Source organism: Fodinicola feengrottensis, from assembly GCF_010993775.1.
Taxonomy (GTDB): Bacteria; Actinomycetota; Actinomycetes; order Mycobacteriales; family HKI-0501; genus Fodinicola; species Fodinicola feengrottensis.
In genome coordinates this window covers 1-24,889 of the sequence record NZ_WOTO01000059.1, presented here as the reverse complement: position 1 = coordinate 24,889, position 24,889 = coordinate 1, and the positions used below count along the sequence as shown (strand labels likewise).

General features: G+C 69.6%; 24 protein-coding genes and 5 pseudogenes. 9 read left to right on the top strand and 20 right to left on the bottom strand.

What is annotated here, in order from left to right; all coding sequences use genetic code 11:
- Positions 1 to 17: 17 nt before the first annotated feature.
- Together GNX96_RS38630 and GNX96_RS38625 are read right to left on the bottom strand one after the other, a co-directional pair.
- Positions 18 to 260 (bottom strand): hypothetical protein, encoded by a 243-nt coding sequence (locus tag GNX96_RS38630; RefSeq protein ID WP_163572666.1) that lies wholly within the window; start codon positions 258 to 260, stop codon positions 18 to 20.
- A gap of 232 nt (positions 261 to 492) precedes the next feature.
- On the bottom strand, positions 493 to 1,170 hold the full coding sequence (locus GNX96_RS38625) for an RNA polymerase sigma factor (RefSeq protein ID WP_163572665.1): 678 nt from the start codon (positions 1,168 to 1,170) through the stop codon (positions 493 to 495).
- Between the two features lie 54 nt (positions 1,171 to 1,224).
- On the opposite strand from GNX96_RS38625, the gene GNX96_RS38620 reads away from it, so the two are divergent.
- Positions 1,225 to 1,749: a GNAT family N-acetyltransferase gene (locus tag GNX96_RS38620; protein WP_163572664.1), complete on the top strand. Its 525-nt coding sequence runs from the start codon at positions 1,225 to 1,227 to the stop codon at positions 1,747 to 1,749.
- A gap of 25 nt (positions 1,750 to 1,774) precedes the next feature.
- On the opposite strand, the pseudogene GNX96_RS38615 reads toward GNX96_RS38620, so the two are convergent.
- A pseudogene (locus GNX96_RS38615) lies at positions 1,775 to 4,044 on the bottom strand (ATP-dependent DNA helicase UvrD2).
- Between the two features lie 28 nt (positions 4,045 to 4,072).
- Here GNX96_RS38615 and GNX96_RS38610 point away from each other — a divergent pair.
- The 5 genes from GNX96_RS38610 to GNX96_RS38590 all read left to right on the top strand — a co-directional run bounded on the left by GNX96_RS38610 (position 4,073) and on the right by GNX96_RS38590 (position 6,153).
- Entirely contained in the window at positions 4,073 to 4,318 is a 246-nt protein-coding gene (locus GNX96_RS38610) for a mycoredoxin (RefSeq protein WP_163572663.1), read from the top strand.
- Between the two features lie 85 nt (positions 4,319 to 4,403).
- Positions 4,404 to 4,853, top strand: a complete 450-nt coding sequence (locus GNX96_RS38605; RefSeq protein WP_279582607.1) for an ANTAR domain-containing protein — start codon at positions 4,404 to 4,406, stop codon at positions 4,851 to 4,853.
- Between the two features lie 20 nt (positions 4,854 to 4,873).
- The gene (locus GNX96_RS38600; RefSeq protein WP_279582606.1) at positions 4,874 to 5,494 is read left to right on the top strand and encodes a nucleoside/nucleotide kinase family protein; all 621 of its coding nucleotides are present in this window, start codon (positions 4,874 to 4,876) and stop codon (positions 5,492 to 5,494) included.
- Between the two features lie 147 nt (positions 5,495 to 5,641).
- Positions 5,642 to 5,926, top strand: a complete 285-nt coding sequence (locus GNX96_RS38595) for a hypothetical protein (protein ID WP_163572661.1) — start codon at positions 5,642 to 5,644, stop codon at positions 5,924 to 5,926.
- Entirely contained in the window at positions 5,923 to 6,153 is a 231-nt protein-coding gene (locus GNX96_RS38590) for a hypothetical protein (protein ID WP_163572660.1), read from the top strand. Before GNX96_RS38595 ends, GNX96_RS38590 begins: the two co-directional genes overlap by 4 nt.
- 340 nt (positions 6,154 to 6,493) lie before the next feature.
- Here GNX96_RS38590 and nudC read toward each other — a convergent pair whose 3' ends face one another.
- From nudC to GNX96_RS65955, 7 genes and pseudogenes are all read right to left on the bottom strand, one after another.
- Positions 6,494 to 7,348, bottom strand: a complete 855-nt coding sequence (gene nudC / locus GNX96_RS38585; RefSeq protein ID WP_279582605.1) for an NAD(+) diphosphatase — start codon at positions 7,346 to 7,348, stop codon at positions 6,494 to 6,496.
- A gap of 33 nt (positions 7,349 to 7,381) precedes the next feature.
- Positions 7,382 to 8,271, bottom strand: a pseudogene (locus GNX96_RS38580) (M16 family metallopeptidase).
- Positions 8,272 to 8,711: 440 nt separating this feature from the next.
- On the bottom strand, positions 8,712 to 9,992 hold the full coding sequence (locus tag GNX96_RS38575; protein ID WP_279582604.1) for a M16 family metallopeptidase: 1,281 nt from the start codon (positions 9,990 to 9,992) through the stop codon (positions 8,712 to 8,714).
- Between the two features lie 149 nt (positions 9,993 to 10,141).
- Positions 10,142 to 10,315: a hypothetical protein gene (locus GNX96_RS38570; protein ID WP_163572658.1), complete on the bottom strand. Its 174-nt coding sequence runs from the start codon at positions 10,313 to 10,315 to the stop codon at positions 10,142 to 10,144.
- Positions 10,312 to 11,157 (bottom strand): PP2C family protein-serine/threonine phosphatase, encoded by an 846-nt coding sequence (locus tag GNX96_RS38565; RefSeq protein ID WP_163572657.1) that lies wholly within the window; start codon positions 11,155 to 11,157, stop codon positions 10,312 to 10,314. The genes GNX96_RS38570 and GNX96_RS38565 overlap by 4 nt, the downstream gene beginning before the upstream one ends.
- A 115-nt stretch (positions 11,158 to 11,272) precedes the next feature.
- Positions 11,273 to 12,040, bottom strand: a complete 768-nt coding sequence (locus GNX96_RS38560) for a hypothetical protein (RefSeq protein ID WP_279582603.1) — start codon at positions 12,038 to 12,040, stop codon at positions 11,273 to 11,275.
- A gap of 376 nt (positions 12,041 to 12,416) precedes the next feature.
- A pseudogene (locus tag GNX96_RS65955) lies at positions 12,417 to 12,476 on the bottom strand (hypothetical protein); the annotation flags it as partial.
- A 104-nt stretch (positions 12,477 to 12,580) separates the two neighbouring features.
- Between GNX96_RS65955 and GNX96_RS38550 the strand changes: the two are divergent.
- From GNX96_RS38550 to GNX96_RS38540, 3 genes are all read left to right on the top strand, one after another.
- The gene (locus tag GNX96_RS38550; protein WP_279582601.1) at positions 12,581 to 13,627 is read left to right on the top strand and encodes an endonuclease/exonuclease/phosphatase family protein; all 1,047 of its coding nucleotides are present in this window, start codon (positions 12,581 to 12,583) and stop codon (positions 13,625 to 13,627) included.
- A gap of 402 nt (positions 13,628 to 14,029) precedes the next feature.
- Positions 14,030 to 14,836, top strand: coding sequence for a zinc-binding dehydrogenase (locus GNX96_RS38545; RefSeq protein ID WP_279582600.1), 807 nt, complete (start codon positions 14,030 to 14,032; stop codon positions 14,834 to 14,836).
- 20 nt (positions 14,837 to 14,856) lie between these two features.
- A complete protein-coding gene (locus GNX96_RS38540) occupies positions 14,857 to 15,573 on the top strand; it encodes a class I SAM-dependent methyltransferase (protein WP_163572654.1) in 717 nt (238 codons plus the stop codon).
- On the opposite strand, the gene GNX96_RS38535 is transcribed toward GNX96_RS38540, so the two are convergent.
- The 10 genes and pseudogenes from GNX96_RS38535 to GNX96_RS58505 all read right to left on the bottom strand — a co-directional run.
- On the bottom strand, positions 15,565 to 17,799 hold the full coding sequence (locus GNX96_RS38535) for an ATP-dependent DNA helicase (protein WP_313885889.1): 2,235 nt from the start codon (positions 17,797 to 17,799) through the stop codon (positions 15,565 to 15,567). The genes GNX96_RS38540 and GNX96_RS38535 overlap by 9 nt on opposite strands.
- Positions 17,742 to 18,170: a UvrD-helicase domain-containing protein gene (locus GNX96_RS61760; RefSeq protein WP_313885888.1), complete on the bottom strand. Its 429-nt coding sequence runs from the start codon at positions 18,168 to 18,170 to the stop codon at positions 17,742 to 17,744. The genes GNX96_RS38535 and GNX96_RS61760 overlap by 58 nt, the downstream gene beginning before the upstream one ends.
- Positions 18,118 to 18,876 (bottom strand): UvrD-helicase domain-containing protein, encoded by a 759-nt coding sequence (locus GNX96_RS61755; protein ID WP_313885887.1) that lies wholly within the window; start codon positions 18,874 to 18,876, stop codon positions 18,118 to 18,120. The genes GNX96_RS61760 and GNX96_RS61755 overlap by 53 nt, the downstream gene beginning before the upstream one ends.
- Positions 18,877 to 19,888: 1,012 nt before the next feature.
- Complete coding sequence (locus GNX96_RS58530) at positions 19,889 to 20,386, bottom strand: RecB family exonuclease (RefSeq protein ID WP_279582599.1); 498 nt, start codon at positions 20,384 to 20,386, stop codon at positions 19,889 to 19,891.
- Positions 20,343 to 20,885: a PD-(D/E)XK nuclease family protein gene (locus GNX96_RS58525; protein WP_279582598.1), complete on the bottom strand. Its 543-nt coding sequence runs from the start codon at positions 20,883 to 20,885 to the stop codon at positions 20,343 to 20,345. The genes GNX96_RS58530 and GNX96_RS58525 overlap by 44 nt, the downstream gene beginning before the upstream one ends.
- A gap of 142 nt (positions 20,886 to 21,027) precedes the next feature.
- On the bottom strand, positions 21,028 to 21,252 hold the full coding sequence (locus GNX96_RS58520; protein ID WP_279582597.1) for a hypothetical protein: 225 nt from the start codon (positions 21,250 to 21,252) through the stop codon (positions 21,028 to 21,030).
- Positions 21,209 to 22,777 (bottom strand): UvrD-helicase domain-containing protein, encoded by a 1,569-nt coding sequence (locus GNX96_RS58515; RefSeq protein ID WP_390624253.1) that lies wholly within the window; start codon positions 22,775 to 22,777, stop codon positions 21,209 to 21,211. The genes GNX96_RS58520 and GNX96_RS58515 overlap by 44 nt, the downstream gene beginning before the upstream one ends.
- A 16-nt stretch (positions 22,778 to 22,793) precedes the next feature.
- A pseudogene (locus GNX96_RS58510) lies at positions 22,794 to 23,087 on the bottom strand (UvrD-helicase domain-containing protein); the annotation flags it as partial.
- Positions 23,088 to 23,754: 667 nt separating this feature from the next.
- Complete coding sequence (locus tag GNX96_RS38525; protein ID WP_163572653.1) at positions 23,755 to 24,201, bottom strand: hypothetical protein; 447 nt, start codon at positions 24,199 to 24,201, stop codon at positions 23,755 to 23,757.
- A 55-nt stretch (positions 24,202 to 24,256) separates the two neighbouring features.
- Positions 24,257 to 24,889, bottom strand: a pseudogene (locus GNX96_RS58505) (hypothetical protein); the annotation flags it as partial.

Sequence of the window (24,889 nt, the reverse complement as noted above, 5' to 3'; positions counted from 1 at the left end):
CAGGAGGTCTGGTGACCTCATGTTCGCCTACTTCGAGGGGGGATTCCCGGGATGGGACGCCGCATCTTCATCTGGAGATCGCCCAGACCGCTGCCCGGCTTGACGGGCAGTACGGCGATGAAGGCAGACGTCTCCTGCTGGACTCGGGCGTCCGGACCACACGTACGAAGCGCGCCTCCGTACGTCGGTGCCATGTGAGCCTGCGCGCGCACAGCAGCCAGGACGGTCGACGCCTCATAAGTCATTTCGTTACCGCTCACGTCGCCCACCTCCTGTCTGCTCGTCAGATCGCACAGCGCCGCCTGCTGATGGCGACGATTGGAGGTTACGCGCACGGCGACGGGGAGCACAACGTATTTACCGGCAACTTTTTCCATCGTCGGCAAGATCACGCTCAAATCTCTTGGTGACCGCCCAGTATTCAGGATTTCGGCCGACCTGGACGGTGCCCGAACGGTTGCCCGCACGCTCGTCGCGATGCCGAACTTTCGGTTAACCGTCACAACGTCTGAGTGATCGGCACCTTTTGATCCCTGTCACCTGCCATGCGGACCGCTCATATTTACGGCCATTAGCGCTGGTCTTCTTTGCGGCCTTCTTTACGGCCTCGGTGGCGGCTTGAGCGGCGAACTGGCGTACCAACGTCAGGCGGCCGAGAGGCAGCGCTCGCCGGCGAGCGACTCGGCGAGCGCCTGCCGGCCGCGGCGGAGCCGGGATTTGACGACATTGGGCGACACCAGCTGCGACTCGGCGATATCGCCGACCGAGAGAGAGATCGGCCAAGTAGTAGAGAGTCACGGCTTCCCGTTGCTCGTACGGCAGCTGCCCGATCGCGGCGACCAGCATCACCCGGTCCGGCCCGGGCTCGGGCAGCCGCTCGTCGGCCAGCGGGAGCTGTCGCACCAGCCGGTCGTGGGTCTGCCGACGGCGGAACCGGGAACGGGCGATGTTCAGCGCGACGACCCGCATCCACGCGCCCGGACTGTCCGCCGCCGCCACCTTGCCCGGCTGCGCCAGGGCCCGGATGAACGCCTCCTGAACCACGTCCTCCGCCTCGGCGCGGTCGCCAGTCAGCGCGTACGCGGCGCCGACCAACCCCGGCGCCGACGCGCGATAGACCTGTTCGACGAAAGCCTCGTCGCGGTCCAGCTGGCTTGCGATGTCTCGCACCTCAGGCTCCTCACTCGGTGTTGCCCCTTCGAGACCACTCTGACCGTTTTGCCGGTGGAAATCGTCAACCCGGCGTGCGTCGTACCGTGGTGCTATGTCGATCACCGGAACAGTCGTACGACGTGCCGGACCAGCGGACGCGGCAGCGCTAGTTTCCTTGCGGGCATTGATGTTTCAGGAAATGGGCAGCGACATCGGCGACCCGGACGCGGCCTGGTTGTCAGCGCCGAACGGTGGTTCGCCGACCGACTCGGCAAGCCGGACGAGTTCGCCGCGTTCGTCGTGGACGACCCGGTCGACGGTGTCATCTGCTGCGCGGCTGGCATCTGCGATTCGCACGCGCCGACCCCGAAGAACCTGAGCGGCCTGCATGGCACGGTCTTCAACGTCAGCACCGATTCCCGGCACCGCCGCCGGGGTCACGCGCGGGGATGCCTTACGGCGCTGCTCAGTTGGTTCCAGGACGAGACCGAAGTCCAGGTGGTCAATCTGAACGCGACCGGCGACGGCATCGGGCTCTACGAGTCGCTCGGCTTCGTACCACCGCGGTTCCCAGCGTTGGCGATCCGGCTGACCTGACCTGCGGGCTACTCGAGGGCAGGCGTCAGGCGGTGGAGTTGCCGGGGTCGGGGACGGAGTCCGGGAGGGCGCCGGCGACCAGGGCGAGCACGGCCTGGCCGTAACGGGTGAGCCGGGCCGGGCCCATGCCGGGGATCTCTCGCCCAGCTCGGCGAGTGAGTCGGGCTGGTCCTCGGCGACCGCGGTCATGCTCGCGTCGGTCAGGATCAAATACGGCGGGACCGCCAGCTCGGCGGCGATCCGTTCTCGCCACTCGCGCAGCCGCTCGAACAGCTCCGCGTCCGGTTCCGGTGGGCGGACAGCCGCCGCAGCGGCGGAGCTTGCGCTGCGTCGAATCGAACAGCGCGACCCCGCAGAGCCGGCAGGTCGGCAGCCCACGCTTGGGCTTGGCAGGGCTGGACGCGACGAACGACGTCGCACGAGTGGCCTTCTGCTCCGGGGCATCGGTGGGCAGGAAGCGGCTGGGCCGCCGACCGGATCGGCCGCCGGGCTGGCGAGCCGCCGCCCAGGACAGCCAGAGCCGCTCCTTGGCCCGGGTGATGCCGACATAGAGCAGCCGGCGCTCCTCCTCGATGTGGTCGGTGGTCTGCGCGTACGAAATGGGCATGGTGCCCTCGGTCAGGCCGACCAGGAACACCGCCGCCCACTCCAGACCCTTCGCGGCGTGCAGCGACGCGAGCGTGACGCCCTCCACGGTCGGGGCGTGCTGAGCGGTGGCGCGGCCGGCGAGCAGGTCGTTGAATGCCGGCAGGCCAGCACCCGCCGTGCCAGCCACCGTGCCGGCCGCGATCGCGTCGGACGCCAGCCTCACCAGCGCGGCCAGCGCCTCCCAGCGCTCCCGGGCGGCGCCGCCGGGGGCGGCGCGGGCGGGCGTGAAGCCGCCCCCGGACAGCGCGTCGGTGACCGCCTCCACCAGCGGCTGGTCGGCCGCCGCCGCGTGCGCCGCCCCGCGCAGCAGGATCATCGCCTCGCGCACCTCGGGCCGCTCGAAGAACCGCTCGGTCCCCCGCACGACATAGGGCACGCCCCGCTCGGCGAGCGCCTGCTCATAAAGCTCGGACTGCGCGTTCGTACGGAACAGCACGGCGATCTCCGAAGCCGGGGTGTCACCGGTGATCAGCTCCGCGCAGCGGGCCGCCACTGCCTCCGCCTCGGCAGTCTCGTCCTCGCCTCGCACCGGACCACCCGCGGCACCGGGCCGTCCGGACGTTGGCCGACCAGCTTCAGCCGAGCCGCCGCGTGCTGCCCGCTGGCCCCGGCGATCACCTGGTTGGCCAGCTGAACGACCTGTGGGGTCGACCGGTAGTCGCGCTCCAGCCGGACGACCACCGCGCCCGGCCGCTGCCGAGCGAACCCGAGCAGGTGATCAGCGCTGGCCCCGGTGAACGAGTAGATCGTCTGGCTCGCGTCGCCGACCACACACAAGTCCTCGCGGCCCCCCAGCCAGGCCTCCAGCAACCGCTGTTGCAGCGGGTTCACATCCTGGTATTCGTCCACCACGAAGTGCCGGTATTGCGAGCGGATCTGCTCGGCCACGTCCGGGTGCTCCTCCAGCGCCCACACCATGGCTCGCAGCAGATCCTCGAAGTCGATCCGCTGGGAACGGCGTTTGAGCTGCTCATATGCCATATAGACGGACGACAGCGCGGCCGCGTCAATGGGCAGCTCACGCTCGGCCTTTGTGGCCGCCGCCGGGAAGTCGCTGGCCTCGATCATCATCGCCTTGGCCCACTCGATCTCCGAAGTCACGTCCCGCACCGCGGTGCCGGCCAGCCGGACGCCCTCGCGCAGGGCGGCCTGGGAAACCAGCCGGCCCTTGCTCTCCAGCAGCTCCGGCATCGGCCGGCCCTGGAACAGCCGTGGGGCGAAATAGCGCAGCTGGCGAAGGGCGGCGGCATGGAACGTACGCGCCTGGGCACCGGCCACCCCGAGCTGGATCAACCGGCCGCGCATCTCACCAGCGGCCCGCGCGGTGAAGGTGATGGCCAGCACGTGCCGGGCCGCGGTCTCGCCGGTGAGCGACCTGTATGCGATGCGATGCGTGATGGTCCGCGTCTTGCCCGTGCCAGCACCGGCCAGCACGCAGACCGGGCCACCGGGGGCCAGCACCGCCTCGGTCTGCGCCTCGTCGAGGCCGGCGAGCACCGCCGACACCGCGGAACTTCGCTGCCGCTGCCCGGTTGTGGTCACGGGTGCGATCCTCGCAGCCGGGTCCGACCAAAACGCGCCGGACCCACCGCCCTGTCGTGTTGCATAGAGCACGGAAGATGTGGACGGGTCGCGGTGTTTAGCCATTACCAGGTCAAAGAGACAGAGGTGAGCAATGTCCAGCGTCACGATGTACAGCACTCCGTGGTGCGGTTACTGCAAGCGGCTGAAGGCCCAGATGGGTCGCGAGTCGATCCCGTACACGGAGGTGGACATCGAGCAGGACCCGGCGGCCGCGAAGTTGGTGATGAGCGTCAACGGCGGCAACCAGACCGTCCCGACCCTGGTGTTCGCGGACGGAACCGCGCTGACCAACCCGAGCCTCGCGCAGGTCAAGGAAAAACTCGCGTCAGCCGCATAAGTCTTTCGGAGCGGTACGCTTCTGGGCATCGTGGAGGCTGTGGTCTGTCCGCAGGCTTCGCACTGACCCGTAGGCGGCCCAAGAGATGCGTACGCAGGATCCACCGGAGGACCCGCTGCCGCTCCTGTCTCCCGTGGTCGTTCGGCGTACGCCAGCCGGCTGGGCGGTCGAGTCCGAAGAGGTCGACACCCTGGTGGAGGCGCTGGTTTTCGCCGACCTGGTGGCCGCCGACTCCGGCGGCCCGACGTCGCCTGGCCAGCGCCCCGGCCCGGTCGTCGGCGAGGTGAACGAGACCGAGCGGCTGCGGGCCGCGGTCAGCCAACTGCAGCACGCGCTGTCCGTACGGGTGACCATCGAGCAGGCCATCGGCATCCTCGCCGAACGTACGCACCAAGCCCCACGCGAGGCTTTCGAAGAGCTGCGCAAGGTGGCCCGGTCCCACGGCAGTCGCGTACACGACATCGCGGTGGCCATCGTCGCGTCGGTTACTGATGCTTCGATCGCCCTTCCCGGCGACCTTCCGACCCGGCCGTAACCGCGTTGCACCCAAAACCGGTGACGCCTGACGCCCTCGTGGAGCTCGTCGTCGATCTCTGTGCCAGCTCAGTCGCCGACGGCCGGCGGCTGCGAGTCGCTGTCGACGGGCATCCAACGGGCGGGACCGGGCCGCTGGCCGATGCCGTCGCCGCCGCGTTGCGGGCGCGGGGAACGACCGCGCTGCTGCGGGTGTCGACGCGGTGGTTCCTGCGGCCAGCCTCGCTGCGGTTCGAGTTCGGGAAGCAGGACATCCAGTCGTACGCGGAGTCCTGGCTCGATGTTTCGGCGTTGCGCCGCGAGGTGCTGGATCCGCTCGGCCCCGGCGGCTCCGGTCGCTGGCTGCCCACCCGCTGGGACCCGGACGCCGACCGGGCCACCCGAGCCCCGTACGAGACCGCGCCGGCCCTCGCGGTGTTGCTGGTCGACGGCCCGTTGCTGCTCAGCCGTGGCCTGCCCTTCGACCTCACCGTGCACCTGCACCTGTCGGCCGGCGCGCGCAGCGCGCGCACTCCCGACGAGGAGAAGTGGACACTGCCGGCGTACGAGGACTACGACCGGACCGTCCGTCCCACCGACACGGCGGACGTCGTCGTACGCACCGACGACCCCCGTCACCCGGCGGTCGTTCTTCGGCACTGACCGAACGGGAACTGCCCCTTCAGGAAACCGAAAGGGACGTACCCGGCGTAAATAGGTGGTTCTACTGATACTCGGCGGCATTTCCCGGCTTACGTTTGCCGTGCGGTCATTTTCTCCGCGCCAGCATTCATCCAGAAAGGCCTTTCCGTGATCACCTCTCGCCGTCTGCTCCTTGGCTCCGCCACGGCCGGCATCGCCGCCACTCTCGCCCTCACCGGTTGCGGCCCAGCCGCCACCGCCACCGGCACCGGCAGCGGCCGGCCGCCCGCCCCCAAGGCCGCCGCGGCGACCACCATTCCGGACCCCTGCACCCTGCTCACCAAGGACGACATCACCACCCTCACTGGGACCAAGATGGAAGCCGACGGGAAAGCCGGCGCCAACCACCACGCGACTGGAACGAGCCCGACCCTGCCACCGCCTACGGTGTGAGCCTGCAGATCCTTCCCATCACCAAAGAGCGATTCCAACAGGACGCGGCCATCGGACACCCGGTGACCGGCGTCGGCGACTCCGCATACACCCTGGCCGGTAGCCTGATCGCGCTGCACGGCACAGTGACACTCCGGGTCCTCTACCTGCCCGCCCTAACCACAGACAACACCCTCGTCATGAACGTCGAGAAGAAGATCGCCACCGCGGTCCTGGCAAAGTTCTAATCTTCACATCCCTCGGTGCGGCGCGAAACTGTCGTACGTGTCTGTTTTTCTTTCCCCCTCCCTTTGAACGGGCGGGGGGGGGGTCGAGAGGTAGACCTTGATTTTTAGTTGAACATCGGTCCTCGAACCCGCCCCCCCCCCCCGTCACTGGGTGGGGGTGATTTTTCGGGGTGGGTACGACAGTTTTGAGCCGCACCCCTACGGACACGGTCGGCGCCATTGTGTCGCTACCTCATGTTGACCTTGGCCAGTTGGCCCTCCCCCCAAGCGGGAAAAATGGCCCACCTGGTGGGCCAACTGACCAAGATCAACAACAAATTCCAGCTGGATCGGATTTTCTTCAGATAATGCCGTCGAGCCAGTTGCTGATCAGGTAATACGCGATGGACGTGGTCATCGGCATCACCCTGTTCGCGTCCCGCTGCGCCCGGATCTCATCCCGGGTGAACCAACGAGCGTCCTCCAGCTCCTCGTCCACCCGGCGGATGGGCTGCGCCGGGTCCGCGAGCGCGCTGAAACCGAGCATCAGCGACGCCGGGAACGGCCACGGCTGACTGCCCACATACCGTACGTCGGTGACGGCGACCCCGGTCTCCTCGGCGACCTCGCGCACCACCGCGGCCTCCGCCGACTCCCCCGGCTCGACGAAACCGGCGAGCGTCGAATAGCGCCCGGGCGGCCACTCCGCCTGCCGGCCGAGCAGGGCGCGACCGGCCGGTCCGGCGACGCCGTCGTGCACCAGCACGATCATCGCCGGATCGGTACGCGGGAAGATCTGCGCGCCGCCCTCGGACACCCGCACCCAGCCGCCGTCGCGAGCCTGCGTGGGCGCGCCGGTCACCGGGTCATATGCGATGTTGTCGTGCCAGTTGGCCAGCGCCACCGCCTCGACGAACAGGCCGGCGTCGCGCGCGCCGAGGCTGGCGCCGACGGCCCGTACCGTGTGCGGCTCCGGCCCACCGGTCTCGGCCGGCAGCTCACCTCTGACGGCGAAATACACCTGCTCGTCGTCCTCGCCGAGGAACAGCCGGTCGCCGTCCGGCGCCGCGTCCGCGGCGACCAGGATCAGCTCGTACGGCCGGGTCGAGGTGTCGACCAACGCGCGGCCGTCGGCGTCGACGACCAGCACCTGCGCCCGTTTCCAGGCATCCGCCAGCCACTGTGTGTCCCGCCGCCGGTGGGCGGCCCGGTTCACCGCGGAACGCCCGAGCGGCAGCTCCCGCTCGGGTCATCCGCGCTCGACCGCGCCCAACGCCGCCAGCGGCTCGGCGACCGTACTCGCCTCGCCGACCACCACGGTGACGGCGGCGGACGGCCGCAGGTATTTCAGCGCGGCGGCTCGCACCTCATCCAGCGTGGTGGCCTGCAGGTTCACCGCGTGCTGGTAGAACCACTCCAGATCCAGGCCGGCGCCGACCAGCGCGCTGATCGTGCCGGCAAGCCCGGACTGGGATGCCACCGAAAGGGCCTGGGTGCCGACGGCGTACTGCCGGGCCTGCTCCAGCTCCGCCGCGGTGATCGGCACCGCGCCGATCCGGCCGAGCTCGTAGTTGACCTCCAGCAGCGCCGGCGCGGTCACCTCGGTGGCCACGTCCGCGTCCACGCTGATCATCGAGCCGGCGACCGAATGCGAGAGCACCGCGTGCGGCGAGTACGTGTAGCCCTTGTCCTCGCGGATGTTCTCCACCAGCCGGGACGAGAAATAGCCACCGAAGACCAGGTTGGCCAGCGCAGCGCCGGATAGTCCGGGTGCGAACGGCCGACCGCCGGCAGCGCGAGCCGCAACGACGACTGCACCGAACCCGGCCGGTCGACCAGGAACACCGGGCCCATCTCAGGTGCCGGCACCGGCTTGAGCGCCGCGGCGTTGGCCGTACCGGTCCAGTCCGAGAGCGCCTTCTGGGCCGCGTCCAGGGCCCGGCCGGGAGCCGTGTCGCCAACGATCACCAGCGTGCCGGCTTCCGGTACGACACGGGTGTCGTGCAGCTTGCGCAGCGCCGCCGAACCAATCGACCGCACCTCGTCGGGCTCGGGGACCTGGATCGCGTACGGGTGGTCGCCGAAATAACGCCGTTGCAGGGCCTTGCGGGCCACCTGCGAGGGCTGACTGTTGGCCATCTCCAACCGGTCGCCGAGCCGGTCCCGCTCCGCGGAGACCTCCTTGGCCGGGTAGGTCGCGTCGGTGAGCACGCCGCCGAGCAGCTCCAGGAGCTTGGACAGGCCGGACGCGCGAGCGAGTTGCCGCCCACCATCAGCCGGTCCGGGGTCGGTCGACACCGACAGCCCACCACCGACGGTCTGCAGCTCGGCGGCGATGTCCACCGAGGACATCGTCGACGTGCCCGACAGCAGGGTCTCGGACAACATGAACGAACGCGGCAGATACGTCTTGCCAGTGCCGGCGAACGGCACCCGCAGCCGGATCTCCACCAGCGGCACGCTCGGTCGGCGGACCGCGATCACCCGCAGGCCGTTGTCGAGAATCCGCTCGGAAACCGACGGGCGCTTGGGCTTACGCGGCTCCTCGAGGTCGGGAAGCGTGGTCGGATATGGCTGGGTCACTGGGCACCTCCGGGGTGGACCTCGACAACTGCCCGGCGGTTCGGCGCCAGCGCGGCCGCGGCGGCCACCACCTGGTCGGCCGTCACCTCGGTCACCATCGTCGGCAGCTTGCCGACCAGCTCGGCCTCGCCGCGCTGCTGCTCGAAAACCGTCATCGCGAGAGTGCGGGACAGCACCGGGTCGGCTTCGCGCAACAGCTGGGCGGCGAGCCGGGCCTGGATCCGGTTGAGCTCGGCGGCCGAAAGCCCGTCGGTAGCCAACCGGTCCAGCTCACTGTCCATAGTGGACAGCACGGTGTCCGCGGCCACCCCGGGCGGCGAGTGCACCTGCAGGATCATGGCGGTCGGATTGCGTACGTCGAACGGGTCGCCCATCAGCCCGCAGTAGGCCGAGACGCTGGTTGCCAGCCGGTCGTCGTGCACCATCCGCTGCACCAGCCGGGAGGCCTCGCCGTCGGTCAGCACCTCGCCCAGGACCACATACGGCAGGTATTCCGAGAGCGACCCGATCGGATCCGGCACCCGCCACGCGGCCGCCAGCGCCGGCATCGGCGCGTGCGGGTCGGCGTACGACTGGCGGCGCTCGCTGGTCAGGTCCGGCTCGTCGAAGTCGGGGCGAACCGGCGTCTCGCGGCCAACGATCGCGCCAAAATGCCGCTCGACCAGCACCGCGCCATGCGCCACATCGAAGTCGCCGGCCACCGCCAGCACCGCGTTGCTCGGCGCGTAATAGCGGTCGAAGAACTCGGCCGCGTCGGCGACGGTCGCGGACTCCAGGTCCACGAAGGCGCCATAACCGTCGTGCGCGTTGGCGAAGGTGTCGAACAGCACCGGCGGCAGCTTCAGCCAGGGGAACCCGCCGTACGGCCGGTTCAGCACGTTGACCCGGATCTCCTCCTTGACCACCGAGATCTGGTTGGTCAGGTTCTCCTCGGTCAACCGTGGGCCGCGCATCCGGTCGGCCTCCAGGAAGAGCGCGCGCTCCAGCGCCGCCGACGGCATCAGCTCGTAATAGTCCGTGTAGTCCAGGTGCGTCGACCCGTTGAACACCCCGCCGGACGCCTGCACGTGCCGGAAGTGCTCCAGCTTCTCCAGGTTTTCCGAGCCCTGGAACATCAGATGCTCGAAAAGATGGGCGAACCCGGTTCGCCCCTCCGGCTCGCTGCGGATGCCGACGTCGTACGTCAGCGCGACGGCGACCACCGGCGCGCTGCGATCGGGTGCCAGCACGACCCTCAGGCCGTTGGCCAGGGTCAGGCGCTCGACCGGATAGCTCACCGGCTTCACGGTCACTGGACGGGAGGAGCCGCGCCGGGCCGCGCGCGATCACAGAACTCGCTGATTGACGGGCCACCGCACGACCCTAACCGGCTCGGGTGCCCATTTGCTGGCAGGGCGGCGATGTTCGGGCGATCTCTTCGAACTGGTCAGGGCTGGGCGGGTTGGGTTCGCACGGTTTGCGGCTGGTTGTTCGCCGCCGGCTGCCGCTGGCTGTTCGCCGCTGGCTGGGGCTGGTTGTCCGCCGCTGGCTGGGGCTGGTAGTCCGCGATCACCACGGTGACGTTGTCCGGGCCGCCACCGGCCAGCGCGGACTCGATCAACCGGTCGACGCAGCCGGCCGGGTCCGGCTCGGCCGCGAGGATCCCAGCGATGGTCGGTTCGTCGCGACCGCCGACGGCAGGCCGTCGCTGCAGAGACAGATATAACGGTCCTGCGGGTCGGCGTGCAGCTCGGCGTAATAAACCTCCACCGGCTCGCCCCGCAGCACCCGCGTGACCACCGATCGCTGCGGATGGTCGTGCGCCTGCTCAGGGCTGATGGCTCCCAGGTCGACCAGCATCTGTACGAACGTGTCGTCCTTGGTCAGCTGCACGAACCGGCCGGCCCGCAACCGGTAGCACCGGGAGTCGCCGACATGAGCGAGAACCATGTTCGGATCCGGCTCATCTCTGCTTGGCTCTTTCGCGGTGGCGTCCGGGTCTGCCGTCGCCTCGGGTTGGGGGCTCGACTGTGCTGCGGCTTCCGGGGCCGGCTGTGCTGCGGCTTCCGGGGTCACCGCGCCTTGGGCGCTCGACGCGGCCTGGGAAGTCGACGCCACCGCCGGAGTCAGTAGCTCGGGCCGCTGCTCATCGTCGGCGAATACCAGCGCGGTCAGCGTCGTACCGGCGGCCACGATCGCCGGGTCGCTGTTGAGCTCCTCGGCGATCCGCCGGTTGGCCGACTCGACGGCGCTCTGGAGTGCTGTCCTGACATCCGCGAAACACCTCGGTCCGTCCAACCCGGCCAGCGTCTCGATGACCATCCGGCTGGCCCGATCGCCGGCCGACATCCCGCCCACGCCGTCGGCCACCGCCACCAGATGCGCACCGACGTGGTGGGAGTCCTCGTTGCCGACGCGAACCAGCCCGGTGTGGGTGGCGGCGGCCAAACTGAGGTGGGGCATGCAGCAAGGATGCCTCTCCGCAGCGACAAAGCGTCACCGAACCCGCACAATTCCTGCCCGGATGCCGGTCCGTCAGCCAGATGAACGCCCGTGACCGCACTGGTGAACGGTCATCTCACTTGCCATCAGCTCTGTCCAAAAACTGGCCCGTTTCCCCGGCGAATCCCGCTCTGGCTCGATCCCACCCAGCGCCAGACTCCCCAGCCCGCCCCCCCCCGATGTACGATACAGCGAGGTTTCGCCGTTTTTTGCGAACCGTACCGTCATTAGCGAGTACTCGAGCGGATGAGAAACAGCTACAGCGGCCGGATGGAGTCGATGACGCTTTCCACGGTGCTGTCGTACTGCGCGTGGGTGCCGGGGGGATGGACAGGTACAGGACCGCGGCGCTTGGTTTGCCGACGTCGACCAGGACGACACCAACCAGTTCGGAGGTGGCGTGCAGGCCTTCGGCGTGGAAGTGCAGGCGGAAGACCGACACCCAGGCGGGGCGGCCGCCGAGGGAGGTCATTTCGTCGCGGATGGGTTGGGTGGTGTTCGGGTTGGGGTAGAAGTTGGCGCGTACGTCTTCGGCGACCTGTTGGCCGGTGCACTTCAGGTCGAGTTCGGTGCCGTCGTTGACGGTGGCTGGTACGGAGCCGGACAGCACCGAGGCGAGGTAGTCACGGCCCGGCTCGTAGTCCGGTTCGGTCACGAAGTAGTAGCCGGTCTTGAACTGGACGCCGAGGGTGCCGGCGCTCCAGACTTGGTTCCACGGCATCCACGGGCCGTCGGCCTTGGCGTACGAGATGCCGGCGTCCGAGTCGGCCAGGCGTGGCCGGCTGTCCGGCGGGGGGGGGGGCTGCCGGGCGGGGCGGACGGTTCGGCGGTCGGCGGCGGGCACAGCTGGGCGAGCGGCGGTTTGGTCGGGCCTCCACCGAAGGGGCCGATGCCTCCGGACGCGAGCCCGGACGTGGTGCTGGCGACCAGCAGGACGACCACCAAGATGGCTGCGGCCACGACCACGATGCCGGCCGTCCACAAGACCGCCGGGCGCCGCCACAGCGGCCGCGGAGCCGGGATCGTTTCCTTGTCGGCGGCGGTGTCGTTGGGTCGCCAGCCGCCGAAAGGATGGGCGGCTCCGGCGGCGAGTACGTCGGCGGAGCGGCTCGGTTTCGACCCGGCGGCCGCCGAGGCGGCTGGCTGGGATGCCGCCGGCGTACCCGCCTTGGTGGCCGCTGACCAGCGAGCCCAGCCATTCCGTCCCACCACCGGACCTGGCCGGCGGTGCCGTCCGGGTCCGCGTACCACCCGGGCGCCCGGCGGTGAGGTCCAGTCATACGTCCATTGTCAGGCCCCGGCGCCAGCACCGACCCTGTGGCCTAGCTGAGCGTCGACTGGCCCTCTCGGGCGTACGGATGCGGCGCGGGTACGGCTGAACGGGATGACCGGCGCCGTCGCTACAGTCATCGCCATGCGGCTGGCCAGCTTCAACGTGATGCACGGCCGGACCCTGAGCGACGGGCGGATCGAGCCGGGCCGGCTGGCCGCGGCGATCGCCCGACTGAACGCCGACGTGCTGGGCCTGCAGGAACTCGACCGCGGGCAGCCGCGGACCGGTGGGCGGGATCTGACCGCCGAAGTCGCCACCGCGACCGGCACCGGCGCGCAGGCCAGGTTCGTAGCGACCGTCAGCGGGGTTCCGGGACAGGAGTGGGAGCCGGCCACCGGCGACCCGGTGGAGATCGACGACGCGCCGACTCGGGGGCCGGAGTACGGCATCGGGCTGGTCTCTCGGTGGCCGGTGAAGTCGTGGCACGTGACCCGGCTGTCGCCGACCAAGCTGCGCTCGCCCGTGCTGGTGCCCGGCCCCAAGGCGCAATCCGGCAAGTTGCTGGTGCCCTCGGCCCGGCCGGCGCTGATCCAGGACGAGCCGCGGGCGATGCTGGCCGCGGTGATCGAGGCACCCTTCGGGCCGGTGACCATCGCGACGACGCACCTGTCCTTCGTGCCGGGATGGAATGTCAAGCAACTGCGCCAGGTCTTCGCGGCGCTGGCCGAACTGCCCGGCCCGCATGTGCTGCTCGGCGACCTCAACATGCCCGCGCACGGGGTGAAACTCGCGATCAGCACGCTAGGCAACGTGGCCACCCCGTGGCGGATGCTGGCCAAACTGCCGACCTATCCAAGCAAGGGACCGCGGATCCAGCTCGACTATGCCCTCACTGACAGTGACGGTGAGCTGCCGGAGAGCTGCTGCACGCGCACAACCCCGCGCTGGCGCTCTCTCGGACCACCGGCCACTGCTGCTGGAGTTTGCCTGATTTCAGCGGGAAAGCTGGGTTTGGCAGCCACTTCACGTTGGACGGTCCGTTGCGTGACGGCAAGGCATCGGGGGCGCTGGCAGACATCGCGAGGGGGGGGGTCGGGATGTCCTCTTTCTCCGATGCACTCGACCGTACGTAACGGACCGCCTACAAAAAGTAACTGATCGTGGCCGAGAAAGGAAGACCCTCGGCCGAATATCTCGCCACAAAAGCAGCGCGACCATCGCCGCCGGCGAGCCTCGAGCTAACCCCTGGCCCATCACACCTCTTTAAGACCTTGACATCGACTGCGTGACAGTTGCACACTTCAGTTAGAGCTTCTAACTAAAGTTAATGACTCTAAGGAGATCTGATGGACCGCCTAACCGAAGTTGTGTTGCCGGGGGTCGTCGAGCCCGAGGGCCTGCTTGTCCAGGAGCGGCCGATCCCGAGCCCCGGCCCCGGCCAGGCGCTGGTTCAGGTGGTGGCCACCGGCGTGTCTTTCGCCGAACTGCAGATGCGCAAGGGCCGCTACTACGACCAGCCGGCCCTTCCCGTTCGTACCGGGCTACGACCTGGTCGGCGTCGTGACCGCCGCGGCCGATCCGGCGCTGGTCGGACAACGAGTCGCCGCCCTCACCAAAATCGGCGGCTGGACGACCCACGCGATCATCGACACCACCGACCTGGTCGCCGTGCCGGACGAGGTGGACGCGACGTACGCCGAGGCGGTCGTCACCAACGGCATCACCGCTTGGCAGATGTTGCACCGCAAGGCACGGGTCAGGGCGGGGCAGACGATCTTGGTGCACGGCGCCAACGGCGGTGTCGGCTCGCTGCTCGCGCAACTGGCGCTGATCGCCGGCGTACGGGTGATCGGCACCGCGTCCAGTCAGCACCACGAGGAACTGCGGGCGCTCGGGATCACCCCCGTCGACTACCGCACCGAGGACGTGCCGGCCCGGGTTCGCGAGCTGGCGCCCGGCGGTGTCGACGCGGTGTTCGACAACGTCGGCGGCCAGAACCTCGACGACGCGTGGGCACTGCTGCGACGCGGCGGTTCGGTCGTGTCGTACGTACGCGTCGCAAGCGCGGTAGACGGCAACGGCTCGGCGATGCTGGGGGTCTTGAAGGTCCTCGGCCGGATGTGGTGGTGGAACACCGTCCCCAACGGGCGCCGGGCCTACTTCTACAACCTGTGGGCCGGCCGCACATTCACCCGCGGCCGCTTCACCGCCCGGTTGCGGAAGGACCTTGGTGCCGTCTTCGACCTGCTCGCCAGCGGGCAGCTCAGCCCGCGGATCGCGGCCACCCTGCCGCTGTCCCAGATCGCCGACGCGATGAAACTCGCCGAGACGCGTACGGCGGTCGGAAAGATCGTGCTCATTCCGTAGCCGTTGGATACCGTCGTGGCGTGCCGGACGCGATTTTCGCTCACCCTCGCCTCGCCGCCATCTACGACGCGATGGACGGTGACCGCGACGACCTCACCGCGTACGTCGCGATCGCCGACGAATTCGGCGCCCAAACGGTGCTGGATATTGGCTGTGGGACAGGAAATCTGGCGATGTCGCTGGCCGGAACGGGTCGTACGGTCGTCGGCGTCGATCCGGCGGAGGCATCGCTTGAGGTCGCTCGTACGAAAGACCCAGCCGGAAAAGTCACCTGGATCCATGGCGATACGAATGCCTTGCCCATGCTGGCAGCAGATCTCGCGGTGATGACCGGAAATGTGGCGCAGGTTTTCCTCAGCGACGAAGAATGGACTTCGACGCTGCGAGCCATTCAGGCGACTCTTCGCCCGGGCGGCTACTTCGTATTCGAGACCAGGCGGCCGCAAATCCGGGGCTGGGAAGAATGGGCCACCGAGGTGACCGTCGACGTGCCGGGAATCGGCTCGGTCGAACAGCACCTTGAAGTCACCGAAATACGGCTTCCTTACGTTAGTTTCCGCCACACGTACACATTCCTGGCGGACGGCGAGATCCTCACCTCGGATTCAGCCCTGCGGTTCCGGGACCGCGACGAGGTGGAAACGAGCCTGGTGGCGGCCGGCTACCGGGTGCTGGACGTACGGGACGCGGCCGACCGCCCTGGGCGAGAATTCGTCTTTGTCGCCGCGTCAGGATGACGGCTCGGCCAACGGGACCGACGCGATCAAAGCGGCCAGGCCGTCGCTGTCCAGCAAGTCGGCGGGCCGGACCGTACGATTTGCTCGTACATAATGGAAAGCGGCACTGACCCGCTCCAGCGGGACGTGCCGGAGCCGGGCCCAGGCAAGGCGGTAGGCGGCCAGCTGGATGGCGGCCGCCTCGGCGTCGTCCTTGCCGGTCGGCGGGCGGCCGGTCTTCCAGTCGACCACCTGCCAGGTCTGCGCGTGACCTTGGTCAGCGGTCTTGAAAACCGCGTCCATCCGGCCGCGGATGACCATGCCGCCAATCACCATCTGGAACGGCACCTCGACCGCGTGCGGGGTCCGCATCGCCCACTCGCTGGCCTCGAAAGCGGTCTGCAGCGCGGAAAGCTCGCTGTCCGGCTCGGCGCCGGCGTCCGCGGCACCGGGCATGCTGTCCAGGTCGAGCAGCACGTCCGCGGTGAACCGGCGCTCCAGCCAGGCGTGGAACGCGGTGCCGCGACGGGCCAGCGGGGCCGGTTTGTACGGCATCGGGCGGCGCAGCCGGCGAGCCAGCTCGGCCGGATCCCGGCGCAACGCCACCAGCCGGGACACCGAGAGCTCGCCCGGCAGCGTCACCACCAGGTCGTTGCGGCGGGCCCGGCGGGCCCGCTCGGCGAGCAGCACGTCCACGTCCTGCCGCCAGCTGTCGGCCACCGCGATGTCCTCTGTTGGCAGCATCTCGGTGACCGAGAACAGGCTCGGCTGCAGTGACTCGTCGGCCATCTCCGCCGCGTTGCCCACGCCCAGCTCGGCCAGCGCGGTCCGGACCAGGTCGGCGCCCACCTCCATCGCCGGCCGGCGGGCGGCCAGCGGATCGTACGGCCAGGTGTGCGTGACTGCCTCCGCCAGCAGCGGGTTCGCCGCGTCCTCGGCCGGCTCCTTGGCCCACTCCAGCACGGTGCCAGCGCCGTCCTCACAGGTTTCCCGGACCTCCTCCAGGAACCCCGACGGTCTTACGGCCTGCTTGCCTTCGCCCCAGCGGTAGCCCGTACAGACCAGCACGGACCGAGCCCGCGTCAGTGCCACGTACGCGAGCCGGCGCTCCTCGGTCAGGTCCCGCTGGCCGCAGTCGGCGCGGAAACTCTCCCGGGCCAGGTCCGCGTCCTTCTGGGTGTGCGCCCGGGCCAGGTTGAGCACCGGCAGCGAGTCGCGATCGCCGCGCAGCGGGAACGGCAACTGGGAGATGTCGGTCAGCCACGCCGACTCGGGCGAGCCAGCCGAGGCCGGGAAGAAGCCGTCGACCAGGCCCGGCACGAAAACCGCGTCCCACTCCAGGCCCTTCGCGCCATGCACGGTCAGCAGCTGGACCCGGTCCGGGTCGACGTCGACGTCGCCGGCCTCCAGCCCGCGCTCCGCCTTCTCCGCGGCCTCCAAATACGCCAGGAAAGCCGGCAGCGTGACCTGCCCGGTGCCGACGAAGTCCGCACAGACATCGGCGAACCGGTCCAGGTTGCTCCGAGCCGTACTCGGGCTGCGGCCCGGTCGGGACGCCACCTCGATGTCGAGGCGGAGCGTACGTTCCACGTCCGCCACCAGGTCCGGCAGCGGCTGGCCGGCCCGCCGGCGCAGCCCGGCCAGCTCACCCGCGAGGTGGCGCAACCTGGCATAACCCTGCGGGGAAAACCAGTCGGCCGGCGGGAGCTGGTCCAGCGCGTCCACGATGGACACCTCGTCCAGCTCGCCCGGCACCGGGCTCTGCCCACTCTCGCCGCGGTTCTGCCGGACCATCACCCGGGCCCACCGGCCAAGCGCCTCCAGGTCGCGGGCGCCGATCCGCCAGCGCACGCCGGTCAGCAGCCGCATCAGCGCGTCGCCAGCTCGCGGCTGGACCACCACCCGCAGGGTGGCGACCAGGTCCCGCACCTCCGGGGTGGCCAGCAGGCCGCCAATGCCGACCACCTCGACCGGGATGCCTTCCAGCCGCAACGCCTCAGCGATCGGCTCCAGCCTCGTACGCTTGCGGCACAGCACGGCGATGCTGCGACCGCCCTGCCCGGCCGCCCGCCGGTCGGCGTCCACCGCCCACAGTCGGCTCACCCGGTCGACGATCGAGTCCGTCTCGTCGTTCACTGTCTCGTACACCGCGCAGCTGACCTGGCCGGCACCCGCGCCCGGGCCGGGCATCAGCTCGTCCACGTCGATGCCGCCGCCGCGCAGTGGCCCGGACACCCGGTTGGCCACCGCCAGCACGCTCGCGCTGTTCCGGAAACTGGTCTGCAGCGCGTACCGCGGCGCGGGCGTCTTGTCGACGGTCCGGAACTCGGAGCGGAACCGGGCCAGCGTGCCGGCGCTCGCGCCCCCCGCCACGAGTAGATCGACTGGCACGGGTCGCCGACCGCGGTGACCGGGTGGCCGCCGCCGAACAGGCTGCGCAACAACACCAGCTGCGAATGGCCGGTGTCCTGGTATTCGTCCAGCAACACCACGCCATAGCGAGTCCGCTCGACCGCGCCCACCTCCGGCACTTCGCGAGCGATCTCGGCGGCCAGCCGCATCTGGTCACCGAAGTCGAGCACTTCCCGCTCGCGCTTCAACCGCTGGTATTCGGCCAACAGCGGCAGCAGCTGTACGCGGGCCTTCTGCCTGGTCAGCACCCTCGCCATCGGCGCGAGCGGGGGGCGTCCGCCGACCCGCCGACCTTACGCGGCAGGGCCTCGACCTGACCGACCAACGCGGCGGTGAAATCGGCCAACTGCTCGGGGTCGACCAAGTGGTCGGCGAGCTCACCGGACAGCGCCACGATCGCCTGCACAACGGTCGCCGGAGCCAGGTCGCCGCATCCATCGGGCCGTCCCAGCTGTGCACCACCTTGAAAGCCAACTGCCAGCAAGCAGCCTCGCCGAGCAACCGTACGGACGGCTCGACACCAATCCGCAACCCATGCTCGGCGACCAGGCGAGACGCATACGAGTGGTAGGTGCTGACCATCGGCTCGCCGTCCACCGCACCCTGCTCACCCGGCGGCAACAACCCGAGCGCCCGCACCTGCGCGAGCCGTCGCCGCAGCCGCTGCGCCAACTCGGCGGCGGCCTTGCGGGTAAACGTCAGCCCAATGACCGCGTCGGCTCGTACGGCACCGCTGGCCACCAGCCACACCACCCGGCTGGTCATCGTCTCCGTCTTGCCCGACCCGGCGCCGGCCACCACCAGGCTCGGCTCCACCGGGGCCGCGATGACAGCCGCCTGGTCGTCCGTCGGCCGAGGCAACCGCAGACGCTCAGCCAGCTGGAACGGATCCAACGCCAGCGTCGCGGTCATACCACTATCGGACCACGTCCGGTGCATAGAACCGACGAGACCCCACCGGCGTGTCTGAGTTTATGGCCGCAGTTCCTGCGGCGGCGCATCCGGTTCGCGTCGCCGGGGCGCCCAAAGAGCGGGCACCCCACCGCCGCGAACCTGGGTGGCCTTCGGCCGCCGCGCGGACGGGGTGGGGATCGGTGTGGTGCGGATTGGTGTGGCTGGGATGGGTGTTGAAGTACCTGTTACGGCGCGAAATTGTCGTACGTGTCTGTTTTTATTTCCCCCTCCCTTTGAACGGGCGGGGGCAATGCCCTTAAGTAGTTGAGAGCTGTTTGTGCAGGTCAGAGCCTATGTTTGGATGCGCGAGACAGGGGGTGAGCTGGGTCTTTTCGCGGGTCGGCGAGACACTGCCGCGGTCTCGGTCCGGGCGAGGAGACGAGCGCGACGTACGTCAGCAGTCCGCAACACTCAGCGTCACCGAGTCGCGGAGCTTGTAGCTACTGGTAGTGAGATTCGTTGTTGATCTTGTTCAGTTTGCCTACCCAAAACGGACATGGGACTGAATTGTCTTTTTTGGGTAGGCAAAGTGAACAAGATCAACAACTTCGACACCGACACAGCCGCAGCCCCGGCCCGCACAAAGGGGGCAGAACAGCCGTTCCCGACCAGGCAGCCGGCGACCCTCCGGCACTCCGACACCCATTCTGAGCAGGTGAAACGCTTAACTTAAGGGCATTGGGGTGGGGATCGGTGTGGTGGGGATTGGTGTTGAAGTACCTGTTACGGCGCGAAATTGTCGTACGTGTCTGTTTTTCTTTCCCCCTCCCTTTGAACGGGCGGGGGTGGGTCGAGAGGTGGACCTTAATTTTTAGTTGAACAATTGGTCCTCAAACCCGCCCCCCACCCGTTCTTGGGTGGGGGGGTGATTTTTGGGGGTGGGTACGACAGTTTCGCGCCGCACCCTGTGTTTTGCGGCTGGCTCATTCGGTTCTTGTGAGAGACGAAAAGTGACGACGGATGACCTAGGTCAGCCGGTGACCTGGCCGCCGTGGGGGTCGGCGGGGCAGGACGTACGCACCGGGCAAATCGAGCAGTAGTCGTTGACCGACGCGGTGAACACCGACCCGGCCATCCCCTCCGCGACCTGGTCCAGCAGGTCGCGGGCCCAGGCTGGGTCCTCGGTGTCGGGTAGGGGCGGCTGCGTGCGTTCCACGAAGGACTTGGCGGTGGTGCCCAAGTGCACCAGGACAGCGCCGCCGGGCCGCCGGCCGTGCGCCGGGAAGGCACCTTCCTCGATCGCCAGCTGGTAGACGCCCAGCTGCGGGTTGGTCGCGGCCTGCTGCTTGGACGGTGCGCTGCTCCCGGTCTTCAGGTCGACCACGACCAACCGGCCGGCCGGATCCCGTTCCAGCCGGTCGATGCGACCGTGCAGCGAAACCGAGCCGAGCTGGATCTCGAAGCCCTCCTCCACCGACACCAGGTCACGCTGGTTGGCCTTGATCCAGGCCAGCAGCTTGCGCACCATTTGGCGGGCCCGCTCGCGCTGCTTTGTTGGCGACCCAAGGCCCGCCAACGTCGATGTCGTCCCACCCGGCGTCGATCCGCGCGTCCAACTCCTCGGTGGTGACACTGTCGTCGACGGCGAGGGTGGCGGCGTCGTGTACGAGCATGCCCAGCCCTTGGGCGCCGCCAGGCCCAGCGGTGCCGCCGGCGCCCTCCAGCAACCAGCGCAGCGCGCAGGTGTCGAACTGCTCGACCCGCGAGGGCGACACTCGTACGAGCTCGCCATCGGCCTTGAGCGGAGCCTCGGTGGACTGCGGCTGCAGGCCGTACCAGTCGTCCGGATGGGCACCGGGCACCCTGTCGGCGGCCAGCCGGGCCAGCTGCTCGGCGGCGGCCCGGCGGACCGCGAGCGGTCGCTGGGCGTCGGTGACCACCGAGCGCAGCTCGGCGACCAGGGCGGGCAGCGACAACGTACGCGGCACCGACGTGACTGGCCGAGGCCGCTCCTCCCAGGTCGGCACCACTCGTCCAGGAACCTGGACGGCTCGTTCTCGGAGTCACCGACCGCGGTCACCAGCAGCGACCGCCGGGCCCGCGAGCAGGCCAGGTAGAAGAAGAGCCTGCGTTCCTCGTCCAGCAGCCGGGTCAGCGCGCCGGAGGAACTCAGCTTGGCCGGCGAGCCCTCCCCCCCCACCCCCCCGACACCACGTCGACCAGCAGCTCGGACCCCAGCAGCGAGCCGCGCGGGCGCAGGTCCGGCCAGTTGCCTTCCTGTACGCCGAGCACCGCGACCACGTCCCACTCGCGGCCGAGCGCGGCATGCGAGGAGGTAACCGTGACCGCGTCACCGGAAGGCGCGCGCGCGGCGGCCAGGCTGTCGCCGGGCACCTGCTGGCCGAGCAGGTGATCCAACAGCGCGTCCGGGCCGGATCTGGGCAACCGGTCGACCAGCCGGGCAGCGGCGTCGAAAAGCGCGACCACGGCGTCCAGGTCCGCGTCCGCGGAAGCGCCGCGGGCGGCCGCCCGCGCGGCTGTCCGCCGCCCAACGCTCGGCCAACCCGGTCGCCGCCCACACTTCCCACAGCACGTGTTCGGCGTCTTCGCCACGGCCGGCCGCCTCCCGGGCGGCCTTCACCAGGTCCGCGATCCGCTGCGCCGGCGCGGCCACCAGTGGCGGCACCTCCATCAGCTCGCCCGGATCCTCCACCGCGGCCCGCAGGACCTCCGCCGACGTACGCGCCCCGCCTTCGGCCACCTCGACCCGGCGCAGCCACTTGCGCAGCCGGTGCAGCGACAGGCTGTCCGCGCCACCGACCGGCGACGCCAGCAGCGCGATCGCCTCGTCGGCGGTGAACTGGTCCGGCCGGTTGGCCAGCCGAAGCACCTCCAGTAGCGCCTGCACGGCCGGCTGGGCCACCAGCGGCAGCTCCTCGGAATGGGCGGTCATCGGTACGCCGGCAGCCAGCAGCGCCCGCCGCAGGCCCGGTAGCGAGTGGGTGGTGGACCGTACGAGCACCGCCATCCGGTTCCACGGGACGCCGTGAGTGAGATGGGCCTCGCGGAGCCGGTGCGCCACATAAGACGCCTGCTGGCTCGCCGACCGCAGGACATGTGCCTCGACCTGCCCGTCCGGCGCGAACGGGGCGGGCCGCATCAGCCGGTGGTCGGGCCGACCGCGCAGGCCCATCGCGATCCGCGCCCAGGCGTCGGTCAGCCCTGGCCCGGCCCGGTAACAGGTGTCGAGGGCGACCGTGCCGGCCAGCTCACCGGCCCGGCCGAAGCGGTCCGGGAACCGGGCGAGGCACGCGGTCGTACCACCGCGGAACGTGTAGACGGCCTGATCCGGATCACCGGCCACCACCACGGACTCGGCGCCGGCGGCCAGCGCACGCAGCAGCGCCTCCTGAGCCGGGTCGGCTTCGGCGTACGAGTCGACGTAGACGTGGGTGAACCGGCCGGCCTCGCGCTCGGCGAACTCCGGGTCGGCCGCGAAGGCGTCCAGCACCGCCCTGACCAGCTCCGCTGGGTCGTACGCGGTGTCGTCCGCGAGCGCCGTCACCGCCGCGTACTGCGCCATGAACTTCGCGGTGGCGCCCCAGTCGACCCGGCCGTGCTGGCGACCCCATTTGCGCAGTGTGGAAGCGCCGACTCCGCGCTCGGAGGCACGCATCAGCAGGTCGCGCAGCTCGCGGGCGAACCCGCGGGTTCCCAGCGCCGGATGCAGCCACGCCGGCCACCGCCGCGGGTCGTCGATCAGGTCGCCGGCCACCAGTTCACGAATGACGTGGTCGTGCTCGGGGCCGGTCAACAACCTCGGCGTCTGCTCCCCGAACGCGGTCGCCCGCCGGTGCAACACCGCGAACGCGTACGAATGCCAGGTCCGCGCGGTCGGCTCGCCACTCGCCCCACCCAGGCGCCGGGCGATCCGCTCCCTCCCGCAACGCCGCCGCCGTCCGCCGGTCGAACGCCAGCAACAGCACCTTCTCCGGCGGCACCCCGGACGCGATCCGGGCGACCACCGCCTCCACCAGCGCCGTCGTCTTGCCGGTGCCCGGCCCGCCCAGCACCCGCAGCGGCCCGTTGTGGTGGTCGATGACGGCCCGCTGGCCAGGATCGAAGATCAGTGGCTGCGCGGCATCACCAGGACCTTCGGAAGGCTCCCGCCGCTGCGGGTCCGGCAACGCTGCCCGTACGAGCCGGTAAGAAGCCTGCTGGCCACTCACCCCGCGATCGAACCACGCCCCACCCCCCAAACCTCGCCCGACCCGCCGCCCACCTCGCCGATGTCACTTTCGGCGATATTTTCCGCCTCCCCACACAGGTGCTGCGGCGCAAAACTGTCGTACCCCTCGGGCAGATTTGCCCCCACCCAGTGACGGGTGGGGGGCGGGTTTGAGGACCGATGTTCAACTAAAAATTAAAGTCCACCTCTCAACCCACCCCCCGCCCGTTCAAAGGGAGGGGGAAAGAAAAACAGACACCTACGACAATTTCGCGCCGTAACAGGTACTTCAACACCCGCCGCCCAGCCACACCAATCCCACCACACCGATCCCCACCCCAATGCCCTTAAGTTAAGCGTTTCACCTGCTCAGAATGGGTGTCGGAGTGCCGGAGGGTCGCCGGCTGCCTGGTCGGGAACGGCTGTTCTGCCCCCTTTGTGCGGGCCGGGGCTGCGGCTGTGTCGGTGTCGAAGTTGTTGATCTTGTTCACTTTGCCTACCCAAAAAAGACAATTCAGTCCCATGTCCGTTTTGGGTAGGCAAACTGAACAAGATCAACAACGAATCTCACTACCAGTAGCTACAAGCTCCGCGACTCGGTGACGCTGAGTGTTGCGGACTGCTGACGTACGTCGCGCTTGTCCCCCTTGCGCGCCGTAACAGGTACTTCAACCCCTATCCCAGCCACACCAATCCCCACCCCACACCCGCGCGGCGGCCGAAGGCCGCCCAGGTTCGCGGCGGTGGGGTGCCCGCCGTTTGGGCGCCCCGGCGACGTGAACCGGACGCGCGCGCCGCAGGCACTGCGGCCAGAAGCTCCGCGCCGCCGCAGGCACTGCGGCCAGAAGCTCCGCGGCCATCAACTCGCCTAGCCGGTACCGCCGGTGCCGCCGTTTGCCGTCGTTGCCCACGTCGCCGGTGGTTTGGCCGCCGTCGGTGGTGGCGCCGCCGGTGGTGTCGGCTTTCTTCGGGCGGACCGACACCGAGCGGGACTTGCTGCGGGTGCCGTCGTCGGAGATCGCCACGATCGTGTACTTGTGGCCGACGTTGTCGCACGGGAACGCCACTTGCGGCGAGTCCTCGGGACCGTAGTCGTCGATCTTCCTGCCATCCACCTTCAGCTCGATCTTGCTGGCGTCCTTGACCTGCCAGGTCAGCTGGACCTGGCCGTCACCGCCGCCGGGGGTGCAGGTGACTCGGCTGGGTGCGTCGAAGGAGGTGATCCGTGGGCCGAGGCCGCTGGAACTGGCGGATGCGGACGCGGACGGGCTGGGGCGGCGGCGCGGCCGTCGTCGGATTGATCGTGGGCGCGGTCGTGGGGGTCGCGGCGGTGTTACCGCCGCTGCCGACAGCGCGGTGCCAGGCGATCGCGATCACGCCGAGCGCGGTGACCAGGATGATCGCGCTTGGACCACGCCGTCGAGCACGATCAGCGCCGTACGGCCGCCCTTGCGCTTGGGCGGGCGCGTCGTAGTCGTCTTCGTCGTCATAGCCGCCGCCACCGCCCCCGTAGCCGCCGCCACCGCCCCCGTAGCCGCCGCCACCGCCGCCGTACGGGCCGCCGTAGTCGCCGTCCCGGCCACCGTAACCGCCGGCCGGGGGAACGGACGCGCTACCCCTGATCGGGCGGTGCCGGCCGGGCGGGAGCCGCCGACGCCCCGCACCCCGTAGACCGCCGCCGCCACCGCCGCCGTACGGGCCGGTACGCCGTAGTCCCGTCCACCGCCACCGTAACCGCCGGCCGGGGGAAACGGACGCGCTACCCCTGATCGGGCCGGTGCCGGCGGAGCCGGGCGGGAGCAC

Bases quoted from the DNA above. Each gene is read 5' to 3' on its own strand.
- GNX96_RS38610 (WP_163572663.1), top strand. From the start codon at position 4,073: ATGTCCAGCGTCACGATGTACAGCACTCCGTGGTGCGGTTACTGCAAG.
- GNX96_RS38605 (WP_279582607.1), top strand. From the start codon at position 4,404: ATGCGTACGCAGGATCCACCGGAGGACCCGCTGCCGCTCCTGTCTCCC.
- GNX96_RS38565 (WP_163572657.1), bottom strand. From the start codon at position 11,157: ATGCCCCACCTCAGTTTGGCCGCCGCCACCCACACCGGGCTGGTTCGC.
- GNX96_RS38550 (WP_279582601.1), top strand. From the start codon at position 12,581: ATGACCGGCGCCGTCGCTACAGTCATCGCCATGCGGCTGGCCAGCTTC.
- GNX96_RS61755 (WP_313885887.1), bottom strand. From the start codon at position 18,876: ATGACCGCGACGCTGGCGTTGGATCCGTTCCAGCTGGCTGAGCGTCTG.
- GNX96_RS58530 (WP_279582599.1), bottom strand. From the start codon at position 20,386: ATGGTGCGCAAGCTGCTGGCCTGGATCAAGGCCAACCAGCGTGACCTG.